The organism is Rhizobium sp. BK008, from assembly GCF_014197345.1.
Taxonomy (GTDB): Bacteria; Pseudomonadota; Alphaproteobacteria; order Rhizobiales; family Rhizobiaceae; genus Rhizobium; species Rhizobium anhuiense.
The window spans coordinates 341,908-361,693 of record NZ_JACIFK010000003.1; the positions used below are offsets into that span (position 1 = coordinate 341,908).

18 protein-coding genes are annotated in these 19,786 nt (G+C 62.2%); 14 read left to right on the plus strand and 4 right to left on the minus strand.

Features of this window, described 5'->3' with window-relative positions; all coding sequences use genetic code 11:
- Positions 1 to 39: 39 nt before the first annotated feature.
- Positions 40 to 2,043, plus strand: coding sequence for a CocE/NonD family hydrolase (locus FHT69_RS16305; protein ID WP_097542664.1), 2,004 nt, complete (start codon positions 40 to 42; stop codon positions 2,041 to 2,043).
- 3 nt (positions 2,044 to 2,046) lie between these two features.
- Here the strand turns inward: FHT69_RS16305 and FHT69_RS16310 are convergent, their stop codons facing one another.
- Entirely contained in the window at positions 2,047 to 2,958 is a 912-nt protein-coding gene (locus tag FHT69_RS16310; RefSeq protein ID WP_097542541.1) for an alpha/beta hydrolase, read from the minus strand.
- Between the two features lie 224 nt (positions 2,959 to 3,182).
- On the opposite strand from FHT69_RS16310, the gene FHT69_RS16315 reads away from it, so the two are divergent.
- Together FHT69_RS16315 and FHT69_RS16320 are read left to right on the plus strand one after the other, a co-directional pair.
- On the plus strand, positions 3,183 to 3,707 hold the full coding sequence (locus tag FHT69_RS16315) for an RNA polymerase sigma factor (RefSeq protein ID WP_097542540.1): 525 nt from the start codon (positions 3,183 to 3,185) through the stop codon (positions 3,705 to 3,707).
- Positions 3,704 to 5,833, plus strand: coding sequence for a VWA domain-containing protein (locus FHT69_RS16320; protein ID WP_183905618.1), 2,130 nt, complete (start codon positions 3,704 to 3,706; stop codon positions 5,831 to 5,833). Before FHT69_RS16315 ends, FHT69_RS16320 begins: the two co-directional genes overlap by 4 nt.
- A 63-nt stretch (positions 5,834 to 5,896) precedes the next feature.
- On the opposite strand, the gene FHT69_RS16325 is transcribed toward FHT69_RS16320, so the two are convergent.
- Positions 5,897 to 6,823, minus strand: coding sequence for an SMP-30/gluconolactonase/LRE family protein (locus FHT69_RS16325; RefSeq protein ID WP_097542538.1), 927 nt, complete (start codon positions 6,821 to 6,823; stop codon positions 5,897 to 5,899).
- 203 nt (positions 6,824 to 7,026) lie between these two features.
- Here FHT69_RS16325 and FHT69_RS16330 point away from each other — a divergent pair, with 203 nt between their 5' ends.
- A complete protein-coding gene (locus tag FHT69_RS16330; RefSeq protein ID WP_097542537.1) occupies positions 7,027 to 8,103 on the plus strand; it encodes a LacI family DNA-binding transcriptional regulator in 1,077 nt (358 codons plus the stop codon).
- 105 nt (positions 8,104 to 8,208) lie between these two features.
- Here the strand turns inward: FHT69_RS16330 and FHT69_RS16335 are convergent, their stop codons facing one another.
- Together FHT69_RS16335 and FHT69_RS16340 are read right to left on the minus strand one after the other, a co-directional pair.
- Positions 8,209 to 9,240, minus strand: a complete 1,032-nt coding sequence (locus FHT69_RS16335; protein ID WP_097542536.1) for an L-idonate 5-dehydrogenase — start codon at positions 9,238 to 9,240, stop codon at positions 8,209 to 8,211.
- Positions 9,241 to 9,250: 10 nt separating this feature from the next.
- Entirely contained in the window at positions 9,251 to 10,192 is a 942-nt protein-coding gene (locus tag FHT69_RS16340) for a 2-hydroxyacid dehydrogenase (RefSeq protein WP_183905619.1), read from the minus strand.
- A gap of 134 nt (positions 10,193 to 10,326) precedes the next feature.
- Between FHT69_RS16340 and FHT69_RS16345 the strand changes: the two genes are divergently transcribed.
- The 10 genes from FHT69_RS16345 to FHT69_RS16390 all read left to right on the plus strand — a co-directional run bounded on the left by FHT69_RS16345 (position 10,327) and on the right by FHT69_RS16390 (position 19,781).
- Positions 10,327 to 11,091 (plus strand): SDR family oxidoreductase, encoded by a 765-nt coding sequence (locus FHT69_RS16345; protein WP_047612176.1) that lies wholly within the window; start codon positions 10,327 to 10,329, stop codon positions 11,089 to 11,091.
- A gap of 13 nt (positions 11,092 to 11,104) precedes the next feature.
- Positions 11,105 to 11,650, plus strand: a complete 546-nt coding sequence (locus tag FHT69_RS16350) for a gluconokinase (RefSeq protein WP_183905620.1) — start codon at positions 11,105 to 11,107, stop codon at positions 11,648 to 11,650.
- Position 11,651: 1 nt separating this feature from the next.
- Positions 11,652 to 12,545: an NAD(P)-dependent oxidoreductase gene (locus tag FHT69_RS16355; protein WP_183905621.1), complete on the plus strand. Its 894-nt coding sequence runs from the start codon at positions 11,652 to 11,654 to the stop codon at positions 12,543 to 12,545.
- A 107-nt stretch (positions 12,546 to 12,652) separates the two neighbouring features.
- The gene (locus FHT69_RS16360) at positions 12,653 to 14,149 is read left to right on the plus strand and encodes a sugar ABC transporter ATP-binding protein (RefSeq protein WP_183905622.1); all 1,497 of its coding nucleotides are present in this window, start codon (positions 12,653 to 12,655) and stop codon (positions 14,147 to 14,149) included.
- An 18-nt stretch (positions 14,150 to 14,167) separates the two neighbouring features.
- A complete protein-coding gene (locus FHT69_RS16365) occupies positions 14,168 to 15,208 on the plus strand; it encodes an ABC transporter permease (RefSeq protein WP_028757289.1) in 1,041 nt (346 codons plus the stop codon).
- A 51-nt stretch (positions 15,209 to 15,259) separates the two neighbouring features.
- Positions 15,260 to 16,357: a substrate-binding domain-containing protein gene (locus FHT69_RS16370; protein ID WP_047612187.1), complete on the plus strand. Its 1,098-nt coding sequence runs from the start codon at positions 15,260 to 15,262 to the stop codon at positions 16,355 to 16,357.
- Positions 16,358 to 16,452: 95 nt separating this feature from the next.
- Entirely contained in the window at positions 16,453 to 16,785 is a 333-nt protein-coding gene (locus tag FHT69_RS16375) for a hypothetical protein (protein WP_097542531.1), read from the plus strand.
- A gap of 311 nt (positions 16,786 to 17,096) precedes the next feature.
- Positions 17,097 to 18,122 carry an ABC transporter substrate-binding protein gene (locus tag FHT69_RS16380; protein WP_183905623.1) on the plus strand — a complete coding sequence of 342 codons (1,026 nt, stop codon included), beginning with the start codon at positions 17,097 to 17,099 and terminating at the stop codon, positions 18,120 to 18,122.
- A gap of 34 nt (positions 18,123 to 18,156) precedes the next feature.
- Positions 18,157 to 19,056, plus strand: coding sequence for an ABC transporter permease (locus FHT69_RS16385; RefSeq protein WP_183905624.1), 900 nt, complete (start codon positions 18,157 to 18,159; stop codon positions 19,054 to 19,056).
- Positions 19,032 to 19,781 carry an ABC transporter ATP-binding protein gene (locus tag FHT69_RS16390; protein ID WP_183905625.1) on the plus strand — a complete coding sequence of 250 codons (750 nt, stop codon included), beginning with the start codon at positions 19,032 to 19,034 and terminating at the stop codon, positions 19,779 to 19,781. The genes FHT69_RS16385 and FHT69_RS16390 overlap by 25 nt, the downstream gene beginning before the upstream one ends.
- Positions 19,782 to 19,786: the final 5 nt, after the last annotated feature.

Consider the following 19,786-nt stretch of genomic DNA (forward strand, 5'->3'; position numbering starts at 1 on the left):
GGAACCCTCGTCGCATGCAATGTGCATCAAGGAATGAGCATGACCTCGCGCGGCTTTACCACCATCGAGAATGAATGGATCATGCTGAAGGATGGGACGCGGCTTGCCGCGCGCATCTGGATGCCGGACGGCGCGGACGAAGATCCCGTTCCCGCCGTCTTCGAATTCCTGCCCTACCGCAAGCGGGACGGAACCTGCCTCAGGGACGAGTCGACCTACCCGGTCTTTGCTGCGGCCGGTATTGCTGGCGTGCGCGTCGATATCCGCGGCTCCGGCGAATCCGATGGTGTCATCGATGGCGAATATACAGAATGCGAGCTTGCCAATGCCTGCGAGCTGATTGCCTGGATTGCCGCGCAGCCATGGTCGAACGGCGCGGTCGGCATGATGGGCATCTCCTGGGGCGGCTTCAACAGCCTGCAGGTCGCGGCATTGCGTCCGCCGGCGCTGAAGGCCGTCATATCGATCGCCTCGACCGTCGACCGCTACAATGACGACATCCATTACAAGAACGGTTGCCATCTCTCCGCCCAGCTCTCATGGGCGGCGACGATGCTCGGCTACCAGTCGCGCCCGCCCGATCCGGCACTGGTCGGCGAGCGCTGGAAGCAGATGTGGCTGGAACGCCTGGCAGGCGAACCCTTCTTCATGGAGGCGTGGCTGGCCCACCAGCGGCGCGACGATTTCTGGCGTCACGGCTCGATCTCAGAGGATTTTTCGAGCGTGGAGATTCCGGCACTTGTCATCGCCGGCTGGGCGGACGGCTACCGCAATACGCCTCTGATGGCGATTGAAGGTTTGGGCCGCAAAGCGAAGGCGCTGATCGGGCCGTGGGTGCACAAATATCCGCATTTCGCCTGGCCGAAGCCGCGCACGGATTTCCACGGCGAGGCGATTGGCTGGTGGAACAAATGGCTGCGCGGCGACGATAACGGGATCGACGGGCTGCCGCAGGCCCGCGCCTATATTCTCGATGCCATCCGCCCTGCCCCGCGACGTGACAGCGATCCGGGTTTCTGGGTTGCCAAGGACGTCTGGTCGCCGCCGCGGATGCAGTGTTTTTATGTCGAGCAATTCGGCAAGCTGACGGAAGGCATGCCGATCCCGCACGCGCCCGAGCATCCCGTCTATCTCCGCTCTCCGCTCGACACCGGGACGGCATCCGGCGAATATTTTACGCTGAAACCCGACGCCGAAATGGCGATCGATCAGCGTTCGGACGATGCCGGCTCGCTGGTCTTCGATACGATGCCGCTTGCCGGCGATTGCGACTATCTCGGCCGGCCCGTGCTGACGCTTGCACTGCGCTCCCGGGCGACGGGCGGAAATCTCTGCGCCCGGCTCGTCGATGTCCATCCGGATGGCACGGCGACGCGTGTCGCCTTCGGCGTCGTCAACCTCACCCACCGCGACGGCAATGCAGATCCCAAGCCGCTGGTGCCAGGCGAAAGGGTGTCGATCCGGCTCGTGCTCGATGCCTGCGGTTATCGCTTCCGCAAGGGACATCGCATCCGCCTTTCGCTTTCCACCGCCTATTGGCCGATGATCCTGCCGCCGCCTGGTGACGAGGGCATCGAGGTCGACATCGCGGCACTCGGTCTGGGGTTGCCGATGCTCGGCGAGCATCAGAGGATCGACATCAAGGAACCGGCCAATCCCGATCCGCTGCCGAAATACATCGAGCACGCGGCGGCCGCGACGAAGCGGCAGGTCGTCCGCGATCTCTCGGCCAACCGGACGGAGTATCACATCCACGAGGATACCGGGCTCACCGAACACCCGGGGACAGGTCTCTCGACCCGGCAACTGCGGGAGGAAGTCTGGTCGATTTCACCCGATAATCCCCAGTCGATGACCGGGATGTCGACCTGGACCTGCGACATGCGCCGCCCCGGCTGGTTCGTCCGCACGGTCGCGACCGCGCATATTGCCTGCACCCGGACCGAGTGGATCATCAGCGCCGTCGTCACCGCGTTCGAGGACGACGTACAGGTCTTCGAAAAGGTCTTTGCGGAAAAGCGGATCGCGCGTGACCTGATGTGATCGTCAGGTCTGCGCAAAACGCCTTGTGGCCTCGCAGACGGCACGGAAGCCGTCGCGGGCGCCATCGCTCATGTGGCGGGCGCGCAGCCATGCATGCACCATCTGCGGCTCCTCCCGGAACCAGACGTCGACGCCCTCTTCGGTGAGCCGGGCGGCATAGTGCCGGCCGTCGTCCCGAAGCGGATCGAAATGCGCGACCGTGATGAAGGCCGGCGGCAGCCCTGCAAGCGAAGCTGCCTGCAGCGGCTCGGCGATCTCATTGCCTGCCGGCGCCTGCAGGATCTCGCGGTAATAGGCGACATCCGCCGTCGTCAGGCCGGGGGCTGCGGCCATTTCGATATAGGAGCCTGCGGCAAGATCGCCACCGAGCGCCGGGTAGATCAGGACCTGGCCGACGACACCGGACAGGCCCTCGTCGCGCGCCCGCAATGCAAGACCGGCGGCAAGATTGGCGCCGGCGCTGTCCCCGATCAGCACGACCTTGCTGTTGGCGGACAGCAGATGCTTCAACACTGCAAAGCCGTCATCCGTCTGTGCCGGCCAGCGATACTCAGGCGCCAGCCGGTAATCGACGGAAACGAGTTCCGCTCCGGCGAAATCGGCGATCTCGGCGCAGATGGCATGATGGCTTTCGAGCGAACCGACGACGAAGCCGCCGCCATGAAGATAGAGTAGAATGGTGCGCGTGCTGATTTTGCGCGGACGGTAGCGCCGGATCGGTATGCGCTGCAGCATGCCGTCGGCAAAGATCATCTCAGGGGGTAGCGGCCGGTCGAAACGCGCGCAAAGAGCATCATACCAATGGCGCTGCTGCTCGATCGATGCTTGAACGGCGTCCGGCGGATAGAAGGAATCGCAAATCGCCAGAAACTGCAGGATACCCTTTTCGGTGGGGGCAGGCGGTTGAGCGGACATGGAGGTCCTTTCGCGATTTGGGGCATGACAGATCATGTCCCTGGCCGACTTTATCCTCATCATGCGCCTTTGTGACGGAGCCGATCTGTCTGGCCGCGACCCATGAATGTCGCGACTTTCAAAATTTGCGATAATTTTTTCAGCGCCGACCCAAGGAAAGCCATCCGAGAAACGTCTCAATCTCGAAATAGCATCTTGCTGGTCGGTTTGGGGTAGGTGCGGAATTGGATGCGGAGCTCATAGAACGAGCGCAGGGCGGCGACCGGGAGGCCTTCGGGCAACTGGTCTCGCGTCATTATCATTTCGTCCACGCGACGGCGTGGCGCTGGTCGGGCAGTTCCACGGATGCCGACGACATCGCACAGGAGGTCTGCGTCAAGCTCGGCGCGGCCATCCGCAGCTTTCGCGGCGCCAGTCGCTTCAGGACCTGGCTCTATACGCTGACGCTGAACGCCGCCCGCGACCACCGACGCAAGCTTGCCCGAGAGGAGCAGACATTCCGCGCTTATGCCGCCGAACCGCAGCCGGATGCGCCTGATGGAAATGACGACGAGCTATCGGGCGAATTATGGGCCGCCGTGCGCGCCTTGCCGGAAAGGCAATGCGACGCGGTGCTGCTCGTCTATGGCGAAGGCCTCAGCCATTCTGCTGCCGCCGATGTCATGGGCTGCTCGGAGGCGACCGTGTCCTGGCAGGTCCACGAGGCGCGTAAGAGGCTGAAAACAGTGCTCGGCAAGGAAGAGGTATGACCGTGGACAAGGAACTGGAAAAGCTCTCCCGCCTTACGCCGCCGGCACCCGATCCGGAGGCGCGCGCGCGTGCGCTTGCCGCAGCGATGCAGGCCTTCGACACCGCCGAAAATAATGCGCAGGCGCCCCAAGGAAATGCGAAAGGCTGGCGTCAAAGCTCCATCATCAACTGGATATGGAGCCCTGCCATGAACAAGAAATTCCTCGCCGGTTCAGCCCTTGCGACGCTGCTCGTCATTCCGGCTGCCGGTTATCTCACGATCGAGCTGACCCGCAACGGATCGCCGATCGTCGACCAGACCGAGATCGCCGGCAACCTGTCGCGAGGTGAGGCGTCGAAACAACCGGTCGCAACTGCGGGCCAACCCGTCACGGTCACGCCGGAGATTCCGCCGCAAGCACCGGCCGAGAACGGCCCCCTGACTGAGCAATCTGTCGCTGACGCGCAAGGCCCGCAGGACAAGGAGTCTCAAATCCTCGCAAAGCCCGATGCGGGACGGACGTCCGAATTCGATGCCGACGACATCGCTGCCCTTACGAACAAGTCGGAGAGTTCTGCCGCGGCCCTCGGGGCAGCCAAACGCTCCGCGCCGGCCGCACCCGGCATCGCCCCCCAACAGCAGCTGGCCGAACCGATGGCCGTCGCCCCCTCGCCTGCGCCGCCGGCGGACGGACCTATCCAGATCCAGCGCGATCCCGGCCCCGAGCGGTTTGCCAATGCCGCGGCAAATCCGATCAAGAGCGTCGCGACGGATCCGGTTTCGACCTTCTCCGCCGATGTCGACAGCGCCTCCTATTCCTTCGTCCGCCGGTCGTTGACGGGTGGGGCGATGCCCGATCCGCAATCGGTTCGCGTCGAGGAGATGATCAATTATTTCCCCTATGACTGGCCGGGTCCCGACAATGCCGACCAGCCGTTCAAGGCGACGGTGACTGTCATGCCGACCCCGTGGAACCACGACACGGAATTGATGCATGTGGCGATCAAGGGCTATGACATCGCACCGGCAACCAAGCCGCATGCCAATCTGGTCTTCCTGATCGACGTCTCGGGCTCGATGGACGAGCCGGACAAGCTGCCGCTTCTCAAGAGCGCTTTCCGTCTTCTGGTCAACCGGCTGAAGGCCGACGACACGGTCTCGATCGTCACCTATGCCGGCAATGCCGGCACCGTGCTGGCGCCGACGCGGGTGGCGGAGAAATCGAAGATCCTGTCGGCGATCGACGGACTGGAGCCCGGCGGCTCGACCGGCGGCGCCGAAGGTATCGAGGCCGCCTATGACCTTGCCAAACGGGCCTTCGTCAAGGACGGCGTCAACCGGGTGATGCTGGCGACGGACGGCGATTTCAATGTCGGCCCGTCGAGCGACGAGGACTTGAAGCGCATCATCCAAGAGAAGCGCAAGGACGGCATCTTCCTGACCGTTCTCGGCTTCGGGCGGGGCAATCTCAACGATTCCCTGATGCAAACGCTGGCCCAGAACGGCAATGGCAGTGCGGCCTATATCGACACCTTGGCGGAGGCACAGAAGGCGCTGGTCGAAGAGGCCGGATCGACGCTGTTTCCGATCGCCAGCGACGTCAAGTTCCAGGTCGAATTCAACCCGGAAAGGATCGCCGAATACCGCTTGATCGGCTACGAGACGCGGGCACTGAACCGCGAAGATTTCAACAACGATCGTGTCGATGCCGGCGATATCGGCTCCGGCCACAGCGTCACGGCGATTTACGAAATTACGCCCAAGGGAAGCCCCGCGGTCATGAATGACGACCTGCGTTATGGCGACAAGGCGCCGGCCGAGACCGCCGATGCCGCGCGTCAAGACGAGCTTGCCTTCGTCAAGATGCGCTACAAAAGGCCGGGCGAGGACAAGAGTGCTCTCATCACCACGCCTGTCAATGACAGCAACGCGGTCGCCGCCGTCGATGCCGCGCCGCAGGATGTCCGTTTCTCCGTGGCCGTCGCCGCCTTCGGCCAGAAACTGAGCCGCATCGCCGCCCTCGATTCCTATTCCTATCAGGCGATTGCCGATCTCGCCGCGGCATCGCGGGGAACGGATAGCTTCGGCTACAGGTCGGATTTCCTCGGCCTGGTCCGGCTGGCGGACGGCCTCAGCCAGCGGTGAGGTAAGACGTAAATGCCGTCCCAAACGAGAGGCCGTCCCAAAAGGGCGGCCTCGGCTTAGTGATTACCCCGGTCTCGACCCGTTGGCAGCGAGATAGACAGCATAAAGGGACGTGCTTGCGGTGATGAAGAGACGGTTCAATTTCTCTCCGCCGAAGGTGACGTTGGAGACGCCCTCGGGAATATGGATCTTGCCGATCAACGTTCCATCCGCGTCATAGGCGTGGACGCCATCGCCGGCGCTCGTCCATATCCGGCCTTTCCGGTCCACGCGAAAACCATCGAACAGGCCTGAGGTACATTCCGCGAAAACGCCGAGATCGCTCAGTCGTCCCTCATTCGAGACTGCGAGCGTCCGGATGTGACGCGGGCCGCCGGGCCGGTGCGTTGCCCCGGTATCGGCGACGTAGAGCACGCTCTCATCCGGGGAAAAAGCCAGTCCGTTCGGCTTGACGAAATCGGAAGTAACCTGATCGGTCGTGCCTGTTGCCGGGTCATGCCGGTAGACGTGGCATCCGCCGATTTCCTCCTCGCCGTAGTCGCCCTCGTAGTCGTGAAGAATACCGTAGCTCGGGTCGGTGAACCAGACGGTCCCATCGGATTTGACGGCGACGTCGTTCGGGGAATTCAGCCGTTTGCCTGCAATTCGATCGGCCAGAACGCTAATCCTGCCGTCGAATTCGGTGCGGGTGACACGGCGCGTCAGGTGCTCGCAGGTGATGAGCCGGCCCTGATTGTCGACCGTGTTGCCGTTCGAGTTGTTGCTGGGCGCGCGGAAGACCGACGTATGCCCGCTGGTATCGTCGTAGCGCATCATCCGGTTGTTGGGGATATCCGAGAAAACCAGATACCGCCCGGCGGCAAACCAGGCCGGTCCCTCCAGCCAGCGCCCGCCCGTCCAAAGCCGCTCGACGCGGGCGTGGCCCACGAAGCAGCTTTCGAAACGCGGGTCGAGAACCTCGAACCCCGTACCGTCAATTTGCCCGAACATGATGCTCCTCCGTTTCATCAATTGTTATCGATACCATATTGTCGTGTTTTGAAGCTGTCGTACAGGTATCGATGCGCCGAGAATCCTGGTTTTTCGACTGCGGAACCGTGCATCACTGCAATAAAATCGATTGTGCGATGATAGCGATAACTTTATCCTGTGTTGAATTGCCCAACTCGGAAGCTTTGTGAAAGCGGAGACCAGTGACAAACGAGGATGTGCCGAAAGACAAGCGTCTCAAGCCGGGAGAGGCTCAAAAGCTGACGATGGCGGAGGTCGCCAAATATGTCGGCGTCTCCGCCATGACCGTTTCGCGTGCCTTTCGCCAGGATGCGAGCGTTTCCGAGGAGACCCGCAAGCGCATCATGGAAGCCGTCGATGCGCTCGGCTACGTGCTCGATCTGTCGGCCGGCAGCCTTTCGTCGCGGCGCAGCGGCTTCATCGCCGCCCTGGTGCCGTCGATCAACAATTCGAATTTTTCCGACACCGCACGCGGCATTACCGATGCGCTGGAAAATACCGGCCTTCAGCTTCTTCTCGGCTATACCGACTATTCGGCGGAGAAAGAAGAAGAGCTGATCGAAGCGATGCTGCGCCGCCGCCCGGAAGGCATCATCCTGACCGGTGGTTCGCACACGGCGCGCGCACGGCGGATGCTCGCAAAAGCCGGCATTCCCGTTGTCGAGACGTGGGAACTTCCGGAAGATCCGATCAATCAGGTCGTCGGCTTCTCCAACAGCGAGGCGATGTCCTTGCTGGTGCGGACGCTTGCCGGCCAGGGATATCGGAAGTTCGGTTATATCGGCGGAACGACGGCGCGCGATACGCGCGGCAGCCAGCGGCGCAGCGGTTTCCAGAAGACGGTTGAAGAACTCGGCCTCGGACCGGGACGGATGATTTCCTTCGGCGTTCCGCCCATCACCATGGAACAGGGTGGCCAGGCAATCGTCAGCCTGCTGGAGCGCTGGCCGGACACGGAAGTGGTTCTCTGCGTTTCCGACCTCTCCGCCTTCGGCGCCATCATGGAATGCACGCGCAGGGGAATGAAGGTTCCTCGGGACATCGCCGTTGCCGGTTTCGGCGATTATGAGATCTCCTCCATCTGTCATCCGCGCATCACCACCATCAATGTGGACTGTTATGGCATCGGTCGCCAGGCGGCCGGTCGCCTGCTGCACGCCCTGCAAAGTGGCGAGGCGACCGGCGATGAGATCACATTGACCGGCTATAGGGTTGTCCTGCGCGAAAGCACGGACAGGAACGGCACGCCGACAGCTTGAGCACCACAACGCCGCGCGTCTTTCAGATGCGCGGCGTTGCAACAGTTTGAATTTTTGAACATCTATTTCTGAATCGATTCCGATTTAAGGAATGATCCAGCAGGTTCAGAAGGCGATCTGGACTTTCATCGACTTGCTGCGATCGCCGGCCAATTCGAAAGCGGCGACGGCCTCGTCGATTCCGAAGACACCTGTTAGTAGTGGCTTCAGATCGACGCGACGCGCGTTGATCAGTTCGACGGCGAGCGCAAATTCCTCGTGAAAACGGAATGTCCCGCGCATCTCGATCTCTTTCGCAACGATCATGTTCTGCGGAATCGAGACATCGCCGCCAAGGCCGAGCTGAACGAGAACGGCGCCGGGCCTGAGCGTCTCCAGGCCCGCGCGCACCGCCCGTTCATTGCCTGACGCCTCGAACATGACGTCGAAATATCCCTTGTCGGCGCTATAAGCGGCGAGGTCGGCGGCATGCGTGGCAACGTTGATCGTTCTGTCGGCGCCGCTGGTGCGGGCAATCGCCAGAACGCTGTCGGTCACGTCGGTCGCGACGATCTCGCGGGCGCCGAGAACGCGGGCTGCAACGATCGCCAGCATGCCGATGGGGCCGCATCCGGTGACGAGCACCCGTTTGCCCAGCAGCGATCCGGCGCGGTTTGCCGCATGCAGCGTCACGGCAAAGGGTTCGGCAAAGGCGGCCTCGTGGATGGAAATGCCATCGGCGACCTTGTGGCATTGCCAACGTTCCGCCACCAGCCGCTGGCGAAAGCCGCCCTGAATATGCGGCATCGGCATGGCACTGCCGTAAAACCGCATGTTGAGGCAGTGATTCTGCTGTCCCTTCAGGCAATATTGGCAATGGTTGCACGGCCGGCTCGGCGAAACCGCAACGCGGTCTCCGACGGCAAGGTCGGCGACGCCGGAGCCCAGCGCCTTGACCGTGCCGGCGATCTCATGGCCGAGGATCATCGGTTCGCGCAGGCGCACGGTGCCGAAACCGCCATGATTGTAATAATGCAAATCGGAACCGCAGATACCGCCGGCTTCGATGGCGATCTCCACCTGCCCGGCGCCCGCAACCTCCGGCTCGCGCTCCTCGATCCTCAGATCCTTGGCGGCATGGATGACGATGGCTTTCATATCGGGACCCTCACACGACGGGAGTTGGAAGCGGGTTGCCGGCAAAATGCGCGGCGAGATTGTCTCTGACCAACTGGCCCATGGCCTTACGCGTCTCGACGGTACCGGAGCCATGATGGGGCTGCAACACCACGTTTGGGAGCGTCAGGAAACGCGCGTCGATCTTCGGTTCGTTCAGGAAGACATCAAGGCCGGCGGCCTTGATCGTGCCATCCCGAAGGGCTGCGATCAGCGCCTCTTCGTCGACGGTCGTTCCGCGCGAAACATTGATCAACATGCCGTTGGGACCGAGCGCTTTGAGCACATCGGCGTTGATGATCTTCATGGTCGCCTGCCCGCCGGGGACGATGACGATCAGAAAATCGGCCCAATCGGCAAGTGCGACCAAGTCCGGCTGGTAGGCATGGGCAACATCCTTGTGCTCGTTGCGGGCGAAGTAGGAGATCTCACAGCCGAAAGCGGCGGCCCGCTTGGCGATCGCCTTGCCGATCCGCCCCATGCCGGCGACCCCGACTTTCTTGCCGGAGACCGTCGTCACCAGCGGCATGGCGACGCTGCCCCACTGGCCGGAGCGGACGAGAACGTCGGCCTGCGGGATCTGCCTTGCCGTGGCAATCAGCAGTCCGATGGCGATATCGGCGACATCTTCGGTCAGCACGTCAGGCGTGTTGGTGACGCGAATGCCGTTGGCGCGGGCATAGGACAGGTCGATAGCGTCGGTGCCGACGCCATAACAGGAGACGATCTCCAGCTTCGGCAATTGCGCCATCAGCTCTGCGGACGCGCCGAGTTCGCCGCGCGTCGCTATGGCGCGGATATCCTTGCCGACTCTTGCAATCAGTTCCTGCCGGTCGGTTGCTTCCCACAGGCGATGGATGCGGTAGTTCGCCTCCAGATCCACCATGTCCCATTCCGGATAAGCTCCGGCCATCAAGATTTCCATCTCAGGCATTCCGTTTCCATCCCGCATTTTGACAGTTGATTATGTTATCGATAACATATAATTCGAAAAAGGGATGTCAAGTGAGTTTCACCGCCAGCGGCAGCGTCAGCCGTCGCCCGCGGCGAGACCGGAGGAGTTATGAGATGAAGAACTTGTTTGATCTTACCGGACGCCTTGCCCTGATCACCGGCTCGAGCCAGGGGATCGGTTATGCCCTGGCCGAAGGGCTGGCGCAGCATGGCGCCGAGGTCATCATCAACGGCCGCACGCCCGAAAGCGTCAAACGCGCGGTCGCGAGCCTCAAGGATCAAGGCCTGTCGGCCCATGCTGCGATCTTCGACGTCACCAGCAAGGACGCCGCCAAAGAAGGCATAGATGCGATCGAAGCCGATATCGGGCCGCTCGACATCCTGATCAACAATGCCGGCATGCAGTTTCGCACGCCGCTGGAAGACTTCCCGGCGGACAAATGGGAGCTGCTGCTGACCACCAATATTTCGAGCGTGTTTTACGTCGGCCAGGCGGCGGCCAAACCCATGATCGCCCGCGGCCAGGGCAAGATCATCAACATTGCCTCCGTGCAAAGCGAACTGGCGCGCCCCGGCATTGCTCCCTACACGGCGACCAAGGGCGCGGTGCGCAATCTGACCCGCGGCATGTGCGCCGACTGGGCCAAGTACGGCCTGCAGATCAACGCGATCGCGCCGGGCTATTTCAAGACGCCGCTCAACCAGGCGCTCGTCGACAATCCGGAATTCTCTTCATGGCTCGAGAAGCGGACGCCGGCCGGACGATGGGGCAATGTCGAGGAACTGGTCGGCGCTGCCGTCTTCCTCTCGGGCCGCGGCTCGTCCTTCATCAACGGGCACACGCTTTATGTCGACGGCGGCATCACGACCTGCCTCTGATAGAGACGGGACGATGAAGCGCGAGAAAATGGCACCGCCTCTGGCCGTTGTCGTCATGGGCGTCAGCGGCTGCGGCAAATCCTCGGTCGGAGAACGCATTGCTGCCCAAAACGGCATGGCGTTTCTAGAGGGCGACCAGCTCCATCCGCCTCAAAACGTCGAGAAGATGGCGCAGGGCATACCGCTGACCGACGACGACCGCCTGCCCTGGCTCGACCGGATCGGCGCGAAAATCAGCACCGCGCTGGACGCATCGCAAGGATTGGTGATTTCCTGTTCGGCGTTGAAGAGAAGCTATCGGGACAGGTTGCGGCAGGCGGCGGGCGGGCGCCTGGCCTTTGTTTTCCTGGAGGGGTACCGCGATCTGCTGCTGTCGCGGATGCAGGCGCGTCAGGGCCATTTCATGCCGGCGTCCCTCCTCGACAGCCAGTTGCAGACGCTGGAGCCGCCAGCCGGTGAGCCTGGTGTGGTGACGGTGGCGATCGATAATGCCTTGGATGATATTGTAGCGCTGGCTTGCAAGGGATTGAGCGGCATGGCCGTCAAGGGAGGAGATTAGCATGCAGGATGATCACAGGGCAGATGTCGCCGTCATCGGCGCCGGCATCATGGGAACGGCAATCGTCAGCCGATTGATCGAAACCGGGCACAAGGTCTCGGTCTTCGACCTGGACGCCGAAAAAGTCGCGGCTTTGCGGGCCAAGGGTGCCTATGCGGCAGGCTCCGTGGAGGATGCGGTCTCACGGTCGGCGTTTTGTGTGCTCAGCCTCAATCACGCAAATATCGTCCGGGCCGTCGTCTTCGGCGAAAAAGGTGTTTCGGCGGCTGCCAATGCCGACAAGGTGCTGATCGATATGTCCTCGATCGACCCGGCCGAAACGGCCGACATGGCGACGCGGTTGCGCCGGGAAACCGGCATGGCATGGGTGGATTGCCCATTGTCCGGCGGCGTGCCGGGTGCGCTGAGCGGACGCCTGACGATCATGGCCGGCGGCAGCCCCGAGGATTTCGAGCGGGCGCGCGTGGTGATGCGGCATCTTGCCGCCAATTACACGCTGATGGGCGCATCGGGCGCCGGGCAGACCACGAAGCTGATCAATCAGCTGTTTTGCGCCGTTCTGTTCCAGGCCGTCGCCGAGGCGGTCAAGCTCGCTGAAGCCGGCGGCGTCGATCCGGCTGCCATTCCGGCAGCCCTTGCCGGCGGCAGGGCGGATAGTCGCATATTGCAGGAATTCATGGCGAAATTCGCCGCCCGGGATTTCTCGCCAACAGGCAGGATAGACAATATGTTGAAGGACTTGGATTCGCTTCAGGCCTTTGCGCTGAAGACGAAGACGCCATTGCCGATGACCGGCGCGGTGGTCGAGATCCACCGCCTGCTCTGCTCTGCCGGCCTCGGGCCGAAGGACTCGGCCGAGACGATGCGGCTTCTCGACGGATTTCAGGCCGGCTGACGTCAATTCCTCGAGAAATTCGCGATCGTCATCTTTCCGCTTGACCATCCGTAAATGTTATCGATAACATACAGTCAATGACAACTGCAGCTTTGGGAGGAGCCACAGTGGAAGCCAAGAGACTGCTGGAGTTCCAGTCGATCACCAAGAGCTTCGGCGGCACGCAGGCGCTGCGGGACGTCTCGATCGACCTGCGCGAGGGCGAAATCCTCGCGCTGCTGGGAGAAAACGGCGCCGGCAAATCGACGCTCATCAAGACACTTGCCGGCATCTACAAGCCTGATAGCGGCGACATCCTGTTTCGCGGCCAGAGCTATCATCACCGCCCTCCGAAGCCGAACGAGCGGCAGCCGGTTGCCTTCATCCACCAGGATCTCGGTCTGATCGAGTGGATGACGGTCGGCGAGAACATGGGCCTGTCGCAGGGCTTCTCGATGCGTCGCGGCCTGATCGATTGGAACAGGACGCAGGCGCGTGCCAAGGAAGCCTTGAAACTGGTCGGCTGCGATTTTGATCCCACCACGCGGGTCTCGGCGCTGTCGCGCACCGAAAAATCGCTTGTCGCCATTGCCCGTGCGCTTGCCGTCGAAGCCGACGTTCTGGTGCTCGACGAGCCGACGGCGAGCCTTCCCGCCGATGAAGTCGATCGGCTGTTCAATGCGATCCGCCCGCTGAAGGACCGCGGCGTCGGCATGATCTACGTCTCCCACAGGCTCGACGAGATTTTCCGCATCGCCGATCGGGTCGCCGTTCTGCGCGACGGCTGTATGGTGGGACAGAAGCCCGTCAGCCAGACGACACCCGACGAGCTGGTGACGATGATCATCGGCCGCAGCGGCGACAGCCTCTTTTCCAAGACGGAGATCAGGCCCGGCAAGGCAATCGTCGAGGTTCGCGATCTCGTTTGCGCCGGCACGAGCCCGATATCCTTCGAAATTCGCGAGGGCGAGCTTCTGGGCCTTGCTGGATTGCGTGGCGCCGGGCAGGAAAGGATCGGCCGCGCGCTGTTCGGTTGCGAGCCCTTCAACGGCTCGGTTCTGCTGCATGGCGAGGCCCCGGACCTTTCGAGCCCGCTGCGGGCCATGGCGTCGGGCATCGGCTTGATTGCCCGTGACCGGACGGAGGAATCCGTGGCGCTGTCGCTTTCCATTCGGGAAAATACCTATCTCAATCCGGGCGCCGTCGGACGTGGGCTTTTGTCCTTCCTGTCGCCGCGCGGCGAAGCCGATCTTGCCCATAAGATCGGCCATTCCGTCGGCCTGCGGCCGAACGACCCGGATTTGCCGGTGGAGGCCCTGTCGGGCGGCAACCAGCAGAAGGTGGTCGTCGGCCGCTGGCTGGCGACCGGCCGCAAGCTGCTGATTGCCGAAGATCCGACCGCCGGCGTCGACATCGGCGCGCGTGCGGAGATCTACCGTCTGATCACGCAGGCACTCGAGGCCGGTCTCGCGGTTGTCGTGGTGTCGACGGATTTCGAGGAAATCGCCCATATCTGCCACCGCGCGCTGGTCTTCTCGCGCGGCAAAATCGTCAGTGAACTGATTGGAAGCGCCCTGACGACGGAGGCGGTCATCACAGCCGCATCCGCATCGGAAGCCGCTTGAGCCATCGGGAGAACAGCCATGCAATCCATTGAATCCACGGCGTTGGAGCCGACCAAGAGCGAAATGGCCGGCCTGTCCACAGGCCAGAAGATCGGACGCCTGATCCCGGTTTACGGGCTGGTGATCCTGACCGTCGGCCTGATCGTGATCTTCTCGATCCTGCTGCCCGATACGTTCCCGACCGTGTTGAATATCCGCTCGATCGTCTCCGACAAGGCAATCATTGCGCTTCTGTCGCTCGCCGCGATGATCCCGATGGCGTCGGGCCGCATCGATCTCACCGTCGGTTATGGCATCGTGCTCTGGCACATTCTCGCCATCAGCCTGCAGACGGCCTACGGCCTGCCCTGGCCGGTCGCAGTCCTCATCGTTCTCGCACTCGGCGTCTTCACCGGCTTCATAAACGGCCTGCTGGTGGAGGTCGCGAAGATCGACAGCTTCATCGCGACGCTCGGCACAGGAACGGTTCTTTACGCGCTTGCCCTCTGGCACACCGGTGGGCGACAGGTGGTCGGCGTCCTGCCGGAAGGTTTCTATGCGCTGAACGGCACCATGCTGTTCGGCCTGCCGATCACCGGCTTTTACGTGCTGCTGATCGCCATCTGCATGTGGATCGTGCTCGAATACCTGCCGATCGGCCGGTATCTCTACGCCATCGGCGCCAATCCGAAGGCCGCCGCCCTCAATGGCATTCCGGTCCGCAAATTCGTGATCGGCGCCTTCGTCACCTCGGGGCTGCTGGCGGCCCTGACCGGGGTCCTGCTCGCCTCGAAGCTGCGGATCGGCCAGGCAAGCGTCGGCCTCGAATATCTGCTGCCGGCGCTTGTTGGCGCATTTCTCGGATCGACGACGATCAAGCCCGGACGGGTGAACGTCTGGGGCACCTTGATCGGCGTCATCATCCTGGCGGTCGGAATTTCCGGAATTCAGCAATTCGGCGGGTCGTTCTTCGTCGAACCGCTGTTCAACGGCGTCACCCTGCTGATTGCCATCGGCATAGCAGGCTACGCCCAGCGCAAACGCGGAGCTGTGAGGAGGATCACACCCGCATCCAAATGAGGATGCCGGCTCATGTCGGCATTTCACAACAAACAAAATGGAGGAGTGAACATGAAGCGCAGAATGTTATTGCAGGCAACGGTCGCAACCGTCGCCGTTATGCTGAGCATCCCGGCATTGGCCGATTCCATGGCCGACGCCAAGGCCGTGGTCGACAAGTATGCTTCCAAGGTAAGCGCCTGGGATGGCCCGACGAGCGGCCCCAAGGGCGCGACCGGAAAGAACATCGTCATTCTTGCCGCCGATATGAAGAACGGCGGCATCCTCGGCGTGGTCAATGGCGTTCAGGAAGCGGCAGGCGCGCTGGGCTGGACGGTGAAGGCGCTCGACGGCGCCGGTTCGATCGGCGGGCGGACCGCCGCCTTCGGCCAGGCCATGGCGCTGAAGCCGGATGGTATCATCATCAACGGCTTCGACGCGGTCGAGCAGAAGCCGGCGATGGAAGCGGCCAAGGCTGCCGGCATTCCGATGGTTTCCTGGCATGCGGCGTCGGCTGTCGGTCCGGTTCCCGAAGTCGGTGTCTTCGCAAACGTCACCACCGATGCGATGGAAGTGTCGAAGTCCGCGGCGGATTGGGCCTTTGCCGATGCCGGCGGCAAGCCCGGCGTCATCATCTTCACCGACTCCACCTATGCGATCGCGATCGCCAAGGCCGATCGCATGAAGAAGGAGATCGAGGATCTCGGCGGCACGGTGCTCGAATATGTCGACACGCCGATTGCCGAAACCTCTCAGCGCATGCCGCAGCTCACCACCTCGCTTCTGCAGAAATATGGCGCGAAGTGGACGCATTCCCTGGCGATCAACGACCTCTACTACGACTTCATGGGACCTTCGCTCGCCTCAGCCGGTATTGCAGGCGACGGAAAACCGGTGAACGTCGCCGCCGGCGACGGTTCGGAGAGCGCCTATCAGCGGATCCGCGCCAAGCAGTTTCAGGCCGTCACGGTCGCCGAGCCGCTCAACCTTCAGGGCTGGCAACTCGTCGACGAATTGAACCGCGCCTTTGCCGGCGCTCCCTGGTCGGGCTACGTCTCGCCGCTGCATGTGGTAACGAGCGCAAACGTCGAGTTTGACGGCGGACCGAAGAACAGCTTCGATCCCGACAACGGTTACCGCGATCAATACAAGAAAATCTGGGGCAAATAAGCCTTTCAGTCAGGGCGTATCGACCGATACGCCCTGATATTCCGACAACACACCACCATCGATCCAGCTCCGGCGAGTTTTGGAAAAGAGACCCTATGATCATTCGTTATGCTTTGTTTGAAGGCGAAATCCATCCCGGCAGAGAAGCGGAATTCCGCGCATTCGTGCGGCAGCGGCTCGTCCCTCTCTGGACGAAGTTTCCGGGCGCCGAGGAAATCCGGGTACTGGACGGAATGGAACGAGACGAAGGCGCCCCGATCTATGCCATGGCGCTCGCCATTCGTTATCCCGATATGGATGCGGTGAAGGCGGCACTGCTTTCCGGTGTGCGGTCCGAGAGCCGCGAAGTTACTGGCGAACTCCTGCAACTCTTCACCGGCAAGGTGCATCACCACGTATTCTCGGCCAACGAATACGCACCGGCCTGACATCAGGCGAGTTTGACGTCGACGCCGGTTCGGGCGAAGGTCGGTTACTCCGGCCGCCGCCTGCTCTTATCAACAGAAGAGACCTATTAAGCGCCCGCGGACGACCGTCCCAGGCGCTTTTTTTACGCCTGCTCACCCCCATCATCCTGCGAAGGTGCCGGATGCGATCGTTCCGGATGCTCGACTTTTGGGGACAATTTTCCACCAGCGACGCTTTTATTAAACTAAATAGTCTACCGATTTAGTAGATTATCCGCCATTTTACCGTGCATCGTTCCTGCAAACAACAATCCGAAACGGGAAGATCGACGATGACATTGGCAAAGACATTCAAAATTGCGTTGTTCAGTCTGCTTGGTCTCAGTGCCGTTCACGGTCCGGCGGCGGCCCAGGCAGATGCCCCCCTGCTTGCCAAAGTGCCGCCAGGCACGGTGCTGACGATCGGCGATCCGGTCACCCAGAAAGCTCTCGAAGTGTCCGGCCTCGACAAAGAGCTCAGTTTTGAAGTGAAATGGGCCAATATCAGCGGCGGGCCGCAGACCTCGGAAGCTTTCCGCGCCCATGCGCTCGATGTCGGATCGGTGGCCGAGATCCCCTCGATCTTCGCCAACTGGAACAACCTGCCCGTCCGCAATATCGCCTATCGCGAACGCCGTGACCCGATCGCCAATCCCATCTACCGCTTCGGCATTGCACCAGGCGCAGCCGTCAAGACGCTCGCCGATTTCCGCGGCAAACGCATCGCTTTCAGCCCGGGCCAGGCCCAGGGCACGCTCGTCCTTCGGGCGTTGCATGCGGCAGGTCTGAAGAGCAGCGACGTCACCCTGGTGGAACTGCCGAGCACCGGCGACGTCTACCCGAAGGCGTTGGCGAGCAAGCAGGTCGACATCGCACCGCTCGGCACCGTCTATATCAGGCGCTATATCACCCAATACGGACCTGATGGCGCGACCCTCCTGGAGCACGGCCTGCGGGATGATCCGAGCCATCTCTATGCACCGCAATGGGTTCTGGATGATCCCGCCAAGGCGGCAGCTCTCGCCGAATATGTCGGCCTGTGGGCCCGCGCCACCGAATGGGTGAATCGGAACCCGGACCTCTGGATCAAAGAATATTACGTCGGCCAGCAGGGACTCAGCCGGGAGGACGGGGAATATCTGGTCAAGATGACCGGCGAACAGATCGTTCCCAGCGATTGGAGCGAAGTGAAGAAGCGCCACCAGGAAACCATCAATCTGCTTGCGGACGAGCTCGGTTACAAGTCGTTCAATGTCGAACAGCTTTTCGACAACCGCTTCGAAAAGCTCGGCGCCGAAGCTTTGGCCAAGAGCCAGTAACGTTCGACATCCCTTCGGAGAGGAGATCTGAAGCATGGCAACCACTTGGGATGCAGATGAGGCGAAACTATCCCTGACATCAGGCGGGAGAGTTGCGCATCGAGTTTCACGAACGGCAAGGCCGGCCGGCTCGACTGGCTCCGCCGGCCCTCGCGCCCGTCGTAGGCTGGGTCCCGGACCCGCGATCCCTTTCGGGCTGCAGATCGGGCCGGCATTGCTTGTCCTGACCTGGGTCGTCGGCTCGGCGCTCGGATGGATCGACCCGCGCATCCTGTCGGCGCCGTGGACGGTCATCGAGGCTTTCGCAAGGCTGATAGAGCAGGGCCGCCTGCAGGACAATTTCGTGACGTCGGCGACCCGCGCCCTGCTCGGCCTGAGCATCGGATTGCTGATCGGTACGCTCCTGGCGGTTGTCGCCGGCCTGTCCCGGATCGGCGAAGCCCTGATCGATGGTCCGGTCCAGATCAAACGCGCGATCCCGACGCTGGCCCTGATCCCCTTGCTGATCCTATGGTTCGGCATCGGCGAGGGCATGAAGGTCACCACCATCGTGCTTGCCGTCATCGTGCCGATTTACATCCACACCCATAATGCGCTCCGCAGCATCGACAGCCGTTATGTCGAACTGGCCGAGACGCTGCGCATGAGCCCGAAGGACTTCATCCTTCAGGTGGTGCTGCCGGGCGCCTTGCCGGGTTTCCTCTTAGGTCTGCGATTTGCCGTCACCCTCTGCTGGGTCTCTCTCGTCGTGGTCGAGCAGATCAACGCTACCAGCGGGCTCGGCTACATGATCGATCTTGCCCGCAATTACGGGCAGACCGACGTCATTCTCGTCGGCCTGGTGGTCTATGTGCTGCTGGGTCTCATTTCGGACGGTCTCGTCCGTCTGCTCGAACGGAGGGTCCTCTCATGGCGCCGCACCCTGGCAAACTGAAGCCTGCGACCAAGGCCGTCCACGTGCGAAACCTCGTACGCCGGTTTGCGAAGAAGACCATCCTTGACGGCGTCGATCTCGACATCGAGGAAGGCGAATTCGTCGCCCTGCTAGGCCGCAGCGGCTCCGGCAAAAGCACGTTTTTGAGGGCTCTTGCCGGCCTCGATCACGATGTCGAGGGCACCGGCACCCTCGAGACGCCGGAAAGCCTTTCGGTGGTTTTCCAGGATGCCCGCCTGCTGCCGTGGCGCAGCGTGATCCAAAACGTCACGCTCGGCCTGGCCGGCACCACCGGTCAGGACGCCGGAAGGAAGGCTTTGGCGGAAGTGGGACTTGAAGGGCGGGAAACGGCGTGGCCGAACCAGCTTTCGGGCGGCGAGCAGCAGAGGGTCGCCCTTGCCCGTTCCCTGGTGCGGGAGCCGGCCCTGCTTCTCGCCGATGAGCCGTTCGGCGCGCTCGACGCGCTGACCCGGCTGAAGATGCACGATCTGCTGCGGGAATTGTGTGCAAGGCACCGTCCTGCGGTGCTGCTCGTCACCCACGACGTCGACGAGGCGATTTCGCTGGCCGACCGGATACTGGTCCTCGACGAAGGCCGTCTCATCGAGGATCTCAAGATCGATCTGCCGACGCCGCGCGATCATGGCGATCCGCGCTTTGCACAATTCCGCGCCCACCTCCTCAGCCGGCTCGGGGTCGACCTCCCGGGCTGCAAGGCTGCCTGAAACGA